Raw genomic sequence first — 6,994 nt, 5'->3', positions numbered from 1 at the left:
CCGCTCGCCCGCCCGCCCCGCGTACCGTTGGTGCCATGCGCAACTCCTTCGCGATCACCGGTGCCCACGTCGTCCCCGTCTCCGCTCCCGCATTCGACGGCGGCGCGGTCGTCGTCGAGGACGGCCGGATCACCGCGGTCGGTCCGGACGTCACCCCGCCCGCGGGGATGCCCGTGATCGACGCCACCGGCTCGTGGCTCGTCCCCGGGTTCGTCGAGGCGCACGGCCACGTCGGCATCCACGAGGAGGCGAACGGCGAGGCCGGCAACGACACGAACGAGATGACCGCACCGAACATGGCCGGCGTGCGGGCGATCGACGCGATCGACATCGAGGACGAGGGCTTCCGCGACGCGCTCGCCGGCGGGATCACGAGCATCGTCGTCAAGCCCGGCTCCGGCAACCCGATCGGCGGCCAGAGCGTGGCCATCAAGACCTGGGGCGGCCGGACGATCGACGAGCAGCTCATCTCGGACGCCGTGAGCGTGAAGAGCGCCCTCGGCGAGAACCCGAAGCGTGTCTACGGCGGCAAGGGCCAGACGCCCTCGACCCGGCTCGGTGTCGCGAAGATCATCCGTGACGCCTTCGTCGAGGCGCAGAACTACCGTGCCGCCCGTGACGCCGCCGCGGCGAAGGACGAGCCCTTCGCGCGTGACCTGACGAAGGAGACCCTCGTGCGGGTGCTGGACGGCGAGCTCGTCTGGGACCAGCACACCCACCGCCACGACGACATCGCCACCGCGATCCGGCTGTCCGAGGAGTTCGGCTACCGGCTCGTCGTGAACCACGGCACCGAGGCGCACAAGATCGCCGACGTGCTGGCCGCGAAGGACATCCCGGTCATCTACGGCCCGCTCTTCACCAGCCGCTCCAAGGTCGAGCTGCGTGACCGGGGCATCCCGAACCTCGCGACGATCGCGGCCGCCGGGGTCCGGGTCGCCATCACGACGGACGCGCCGGTCGTGCCGATCAACATGCTCGTCGACCAGGCGACGGCCGCCGTGAAGGAAGGGCTGCCCGCCCAGACCGCACTCGAGGCGCTGACGGTCAACCCCGCCGACTTCCTCGGCTTCGGCGACCGCGTCGGTCGCCTGGCTGAGGGCTACGACGCCGACCTCGTGCTCTGGGACGGCGACCCGCTCGACGCCACCAGCCGCGCGACGCGCGTCTGGATCGACGGCGAGCCCGTCTTCACGTGGGCCGACGGAGCCGGCGTCACCACCCCGCGCTGGTAGCGGCCACGACACACCGGCGTTGTGGCCGGACGCCGCCAAGTGGCCGTGACGCCGCAGGATTCGGCGGCGTCCGCACGACACGACGGCGTGTTGCGTGACGCGGTGGGCTCAGCCACAGGCGGACGGGAGGCCCGTGGCGAGCCCGCCACGGGCCTCCCGTCCGTCAGGCGCCCGGTCGCGAGACGCCGTCGTCTCGGCACCACGCCGCCACGTCCGCGAGACGCCGCCCGATTCCGCGGCGTCTCGAGGACACGACGGCGTCTTCCGGGTCGAGCGGTCAGACCGTGCTCAGACCTCGCGAGCGAGCAGGAAGTCGTTGATCCGCGTCGTGAGCTCGGCGTCGATCGGTCGCGCGTCGCCGTTCACCGAACGGATCGGCGCAGCCTGCCGCACGCTCGACACGAGCCAGAGCGCGTCCGCCGCCGCCAGGTCGGCGAGGGTGACGAGCTCGTACGCGGTCTCGATGCCGGCTTCCTCGGCGAAGCGGAACACGTCGGCCTGCGTCGTGCCGGCCAGGATCCCGATGTCGGTGCGGGGCGTGACGAGCCGGTCGCCCACCTTCATGACGAGGTTCGCGCGCGTGCCCTCGAGCACGTAGCCGTCGCTCGAGACGAACAGGGCGTCGTCGGCACCACGGCGTGCGGCTTCGCGCAGGGCGGCCATGTTGACGCCGTACGACAGCGTCTTCGCGCCCTGCAGCAGCCACGGCGAGGTGCGCTCGACGTCGTGCCGGTACCCGCGGTCCAGGACGACGACGGAGATGCCCTCGGTGCGGGCAGCGGTGGAGTCGCCGGACGGTGCAGCGTAGACCCAGCCCGTCGGTCGGTCGGTGCCCTCGACGCCGCGGGTCAGGACGGTCTTGGCGAAGGCTTCGCGCACCGGGTCGAGGCGGGCGCAGACGGCCTCGATGGCCTGGCGCCAGGCCTCGGGGTCGGGCGCGGGCAGGTCGAGCATCGCGGCGGAGCGGCCGAAGCGGGCGATGTGTGCCTCGAGGGCCTGGGGCCGACCGTCGACGACCGTGATCGTCTCGAACACGCCGTCGCCGCGCGTGACGCCGAGGTCCTGCACCTGCAGGTGCTCCTCGAGCGGCTTCGCCCAGGTGAAGGCGTCCGCTGCGGGGTCGTGCGGCGCAGCATCGCGGGAGGGCTGGTTCAGGACGGCGAGCACGGTTTCGGTCATGCTCCCATCCAACCCCAGCTCAGCCCGCTTCGGGCAGCGCGCCGAGCAGCTTCCACACCGCGGGCGTCAGCTCGGGGTGCTGCAGCGCGATCCGCCGGAGCCGGTGGTACTCCTCGCCCAGCCTGGTGCCCTGCCCGGACGCCGGGTGGCTCGACCACTGCGCGTGCCGCTTGCCGATCGCCTCGTCGAGGTCGACCGCGTCCGCGCGCAGGATCAGCACGACCTGCTCGTCGACGGTGGGGAGCGTCGGCATGAACTCCCACGGGTCCTCGCCCTGACGGCTCCGGTGCTCGACGAGCATCGAGATCTCCTCGGCGGCCTCGGCGCGCAGCACTTCGAGGCTGCGCCCGGTCCTGCGGGGCTCAGCCATGGTGCCCCCGCAGCACGCCTGCCATGGGAAAAGCGTACGACACTCCATCGGTCACACTGGACGCGTGACCCTTCGCGACGAGAGCAAGTCCCAGCATCCCCGGGTGGTGGTCGTGTACCTGCTGCGCGACGGCGAGGCCGGCCCCGAGGTGCTGCTGGGGGAGAAGCGCCGCGGCCTCGGCACGGGCCGGCTGGTCGGCCCCGGCGGCAAGCGCGAGCCCGGTGAGTCGGCGGTCGAGACCGCCGTGCGCGAGGTGCGGGAAGAGGTCGGCCTGCGGCTCGACGCGGTCGACCTGGAGGCCCGTGGCACGTTGGACTACCGGTTCCCGTACCGACCGTCCTGGTCCCAGGTCTCGGACGTCTTCGTCTGCCGCCGCTGGCAGGGGGACCCGTCGGGGTCCGACGAGCTCGAGCCGCGGTGGATCCCGGTCGACGCCGTCCCCTACGACGCGATGTGGGACGACGCCCGCTACTGGCTGCCGGGGGTGCTCGCCGGCGGCAGCGTCCGCGCGCGGTTCACGTTCGCCGAGGACGACGCGACGGTGTCCGGGTTCACCGGGACCGGGGTCGGGGCCTAGCGCGACTGCTGCGCTGCGCGCGACTGCTCGGGCTCAGCGCGTCTGCTGGGTGCGGGTGCTGCCGGTGCGCGCTTCCTCGGCGGCGGCGATGACGTCGGCGTCGCCGCTCCGGCCGCCCAGGGGACGCACGAAGAAGTCGATGACGCCGACCACGATCGCGCCGATCATCGAGAACATCGCCCAGCCGACGAACAGACCGGCGGTGTTCCGGCCGTCGGCGGGAGCGAGCAGGACGCTCGCGGCGTAGAAGCCGACCGTCAGCACGAGGAACACGACGACGACGGTGACGAGGACGCGGTGCCAGGTGATGCGCGGGTTCATCCCCCCAGGATACGCGTCAGCGGTCGGCCTGCTTGCCGTGCGGAGCGGGGGTCGACCGCGGCTCGGTCCGGTTCGCGGGACGCTGCACGGCGATGCGGCCGGTCGGCGTCGCGCCGGGTTCCAGGCCGTCCCGCCCGCCCGTGAAGACGTCCCCGCCGGTGCGGTCGTCCTCCCAGTCGTCGTCACGCAGCACGCTCAGGGTGCCGGTCTCGGTGGAGGTGAGGCCGTGGCGCTCCAGCTCGGCATCGCGCTGCTTGCCGAGGAACTCGCGGTTGGCGGTGTTGGCGTCCTGGAACATCGTGGTGCGGCCGGTGACGATCGCGCGGATCCGTCGGCGCTCCCACCACTGCTTGCCGAAGTACATGAGCACGAGCCCGGCCGCCGCGTAGCAGGCCATCGTGATCAGCCCGCGTGCCGGGCCTGGTCCGACGCCGTAGACCTGGTGCTTGATCATGTCGACCATGCTCGAACCGACGACGACGTTGTTGAGCCAGGCGAAGGGCTCCGGCATGAACCACTTCGGGTAGGCACCGCCGGACGACGGCATGGACAGGAAGACGAAGCAGATCATCGCGGGAGCGGCGATGAAGCGGCCGACGAAGTAGCTCAGCCCGTTGACCGCGAGGCCGATCGCCACGATCCAGCCCCAGGCGATGAGGACGAGCTGGACCCAGTGCCCGTGGACGGCGCCGAGCACCGGGCCGGCGAGCGTGTTCGTGATGAGCGAGATGACGAGGCCGCCGACGACGATGACCGCCATCCGGGTGCGGTGCCGGAGCGGACCGCCCATGATGCCGATGAACATCGCGACCATGTAGCCGCCGATGCACCACGCGAGCATCACGTACATCGCGACGGTGCCGTACTCGTCCCAGGCGGGCAGCGGGGCGAGCTCGGTGACCATCGGCGTCGTGACGCCCATGCCGGTGAGCACCGCGCCGAGGGTGGCGGGCACCAGACTCGCGACCTGGAACTGGTGGGCGCTCGCCGTGAAGAACTCGTTCGCCGACGGGTCGTACGCGACCGCCATCGACCCGCCGATCACGTCGCGCTTGGCCTGTGCGAGCGAGTCGTACGAGTGGAACACGAACTCACCGGGCAACGCCTGCTGCACCGCCTGCACGAAGGTCGGGTCGCTGCCGATCAGGGCGATCGGGACGTCGTGCGGGTGCGGCGCGTGGAAGGCGAAGACGTAGCACAGGCAGAAGCCGACGATGAAGAACAGCGGCATCCACAGCTGCAGGCCGATGAGCTGCAGCGACGGGTGCAGGGACGAGTACCACCGGCGGTACGCGCTGTGCTGCTGGGGTGCGGGCACGGGAGCCTGTCGACGGGGAGCCGACCGGGTGTGCCCGGCGACCTTCGCACCGCGGCGGGGCTTGGTCCCACGAGCGGAGGGTCGGGTGCCGCGCGGTCTCGGGGGCGTCGGTCGGGATCCGCCCGGGCGCTCCGGCACGTCGTCGTTCCTGGGGACGTCGTTCCGCGGCGTGCTCACTCGGCGCTCGGCTCCTGCTCTCGATCGGAGCGCCAGGATACGCCCGGGGCGCTCAGGACCGACTGCGCGAGGCCTGCGCCGAGTCCATCGCGAGTTCCTCGGCGTCGAGGGTGACGAGCACGCGGCGCATGACCTCCTCGTCGAGGTTCCCCTTCTCCCGTTCCTCGAGCACGATCTCGCGACGGCGGTCGAGGAGCTCGCGCCGGATGTCCTGGATCTGCGCGCCACGGAGGCGCATCGGGCCGTTCCGGTCCTCGTCCTCCTCTTCCTCGGCATCGCGGCGGAACGTCTCGGCCTGGCGCTCGAGCCGAGCCTTCAGCCGGTTCACCACGGAGTCCACGGCCTCGGGCCCGTACTGCTTCGACCAGACGGCCCGCCGCTTGTCGAGCAGTTCGATCGCGGCCTCGATCGTGCGCTGGTTGAGGCGCATCTCACTGCGGACGTCCTCGTCGTCCTCGGCCGGGTCCTGCACCTTGAGAGCCCGGATGACGAAGGGCAGTGTCAGGCCCTGCAGCAGCAGCGTGCCGACGGTCACGAAGAACGCGATGATGAAGATCGTGTCCTGCGCCGGGATCTGGACCGGGCTCGCGACGACGGACACCGCGGCGGCCAGGGTGACCACGCCGCGCATGCCCGTCCACGAGATGACGGTGAGCTCCCGCCAGTTGAGCTTCGGCTCCGCGGACCCGCGCATCCAGCGCAGCGAGGGGTGCCCGCGGGACAGCTTGATCCGCAGCGGCCGGAGCCACTTCCCGTTGATGCGGTTGCGCGCGTAGGACTCGAACACGAACAGCGGCCGCACCAGGATCACGACGACGAGCACGACGGCCGCCGCGGTGAGGGTCTGCCCGAGGCTGCGCTCGCTCTCGACCAGGTCCTGCACGACGGTGTTGAGCTGCAGGCCGATGAGCGCGAAGACGAAGCCCTCGAGGATGACGTCGATGCTCGTCCAGAGCGGGCGCTCCTGCAGCCGGGTGGCGTACCCCTCCTTCGGCGAGTTGTAGCCGATGTACAGCCCGGCCGTGACGACCGCGATGACCCCGGAGCCGGACAGGTCCTCGGCGAGGATGTACGCGACGAACGGCAGCAGGATGCTCATGATCGTCTCGACCACGGGGTCGTTGATGCGCATCCGGATCCAGTGCACGAGGACGCCGAGCACGATGCCGACGACGAGCCCCACCCCGATCGCGAGTCCGAAGATGCCGAGGTCCTGCCAGATCGTCAGCGAGGTGCCCGCGATGATGAGCGTGAACACGCGCACCAGGGTCAGCGACGCCGCGTCGTTGATCAGGCTCTCGCCGGACAGCACCGTCATGACGCGCCGGGGGAGTCCGAGCTTCCGGCCGATCGCGGCGGCGGACACGGCGTCCGGCGGGGCGACGATCGCACCGAGGAGGATCGCCGCCGGCAGGGTCATGTCCGGGATGAGCAGGTAGGCCACCAGGCCGACCACGAGTGCCGTCACGATCACCAGGAAGATGCCGAGCCGTCGGATCTGCTTGATCGAGCCGCGGAAGCTCTGCCACGACACGTCGAGGGCGGCCGAGTAGAGCAGCGGCGGCAGGATCACCGTGAGGATGACCTCGGAGTCGATCTCCATCGGCGGCAAGCCGGGCAGGAACGAGGCCGCCAGGGCGACCGCCGTCACGAGGAGCGGAGCCGGGAGCCCCTTGGCCCGAGCGAACCCGGTCACCGCGAGCGATCCGATCAACAGGATGAGGAGCTCTGCGGTGTCCATGCACGCATTCTTCCATCGGCATGGTTCCGAAGCTGAACGAATGTGAAGCTCCGGTGAACAGCAGGTGGACGATCGG

At 71.1% G+C, this 6,994-nt stretch carries 7 protein-coding genes; 2 read left to right on the top strand and 5 right to left on the bottom strand.

Translation table 11 applies throughout. From position 1 onward, the window contains the following. Positions 1–35 precede the first annotated feature (35 nt). A complete protein-coding gene (locus KK087_RS09430) occupies positions 36–1,235 on the top strand; it encodes an amidohydrolase (RefSeq protein WP_214531386.1) in 1,200 nt (399 codons plus the stop codon). Positions 1,236–1,523: 288 nt separating this feature from the next. Here KK087_RS09430 and KK087_RS09425 read toward each other — a convergent pair whose 3' ends face one another. Beyond that, entirely contained in the window at positions 1,524–2,414 is an 891-nt protein-coding gene (locus KK087_RS09425; protein WP_214531387.1) for an aminodeoxychorismate lyase, read from the bottom strand. 19 nt (positions 2,415–2,433) lie between these two features. Beyond that, a complete protein-coding gene (locus KK087_RS09420) occupies positions 2,434–2,784 on the bottom strand; it encodes a tryptophan synthase subunit alpha (protein WP_027464736.1) in 351 nt (116 codons plus the stop codon). A gap of 64 nt (positions 2,785–2,848) precedes the next feature. Between KK087_RS09420 and KK087_RS09415 the strand changes: the two genes are divergently transcribed. After that, positions 2,849–3,361: an 8-oxo-dGTP diphosphatase gene (locus tag KK087_RS09415; protein ID WP_214531388.1), complete on the top strand. Its 513-nt coding sequence runs from the start codon at positions 2,849–2,851 to the stop codon at positions 3,359–3,361. 33 nt (positions 3,362–3,394) lie between these two features. Here the strand turns inward: KK087_RS09415 and KK087_RS09410 are convergent, their stop codons facing one another. The 3 genes from KK087_RS09410 to KK087_RS09400 all read right to left on the bottom strand — a co-directional run bounded on the left by KK087_RS09410 (position 3,395) and on the right by KK087_RS09400 (position 6,918). Next, positions 3,395–3,682: a hypothetical protein gene (locus tag KK087_RS09410; RefSeq protein ID WP_214531389.1), complete on the bottom strand. Its 288-nt coding sequence runs from the start codon at positions 3,680–3,682 to the stop codon at positions 3,395–3,397. 16 nt (positions 3,683–3,698) lie between these two features. After that, on the bottom strand, positions 3,699–5,000 hold the full coding sequence (locus KK087_RS09405) for an ABC transporter permease (protein ID WP_214564935.1): 1,302 nt from the start codon (positions 4,998–5,000) through the stop codon (positions 3,699–3,701). A gap of 229 nt (positions 5,001–5,229) precedes the next feature. After that, the gene (locus KK087_RS09400; RefSeq protein ID WP_214531391.1) at positions 5,230–6,918 is read right to left on the bottom strand and encodes a cation:proton antiporter; all 1,689 of its coding nucleotides are present in this window, start codon (positions 6,916–6,918) and stop codon (positions 5,230–5,232) included. Between the last annotated feature and the right edge of the window lie 76 nt (positions 6,919–6,994).

Origin of the sequence: Curtobacterium aurantiacum, assembly GCF_018598555.1 — a bacterium.
In the GTDB taxonomy this organism is placed as follows: domain Bacteria; phylum Actinomycetota; class Actinomycetes; order Actinomycetales; family Microbacteriaceae; genus Curtobacterium; species Curtobacterium aurantiacum.
This window is presented reverse-complemented; position numbering and strand designations above follow the sequence as displayed.

Coding starts and splice junctions, on each gene's coding strand:
- KK087_RS09430 (WP_214531386.1), top strand. CDS start 36: ATGCGCAACTCCTTCGCGATCACCGGTGCCCACGTCGTCCCCGTCTCC.
- KK087_RS09425 (WP_214531387.1), bottom strand. CDS start 2,414: ATGACCGAAACCGTGCTCGCCGTCCTGAACCAGCCCTCCCGCGATGCT.
- KK087_RS09420 (WP_027464736.1), bottom strand. CDS start 2,784: ATGGCTGAGCCCCGCAGGACCGGGCGCAGCCTCGAAGTGCTGCGCGCC.
- KK087_RS09410 (WP_214531389.1), bottom strand. CDS start 3,682: ATGAACCCGCGCATCACCTGGCACCGCGTCCTCGTCACCGTCGTCGTC.
- KK087_RS09400 (WP_214531391.1), bottom strand. CDS start 6,918: ATGGACACCGCAGAGCTCCTCATCCTGTTGATCGGATCGCTCGCGGTG.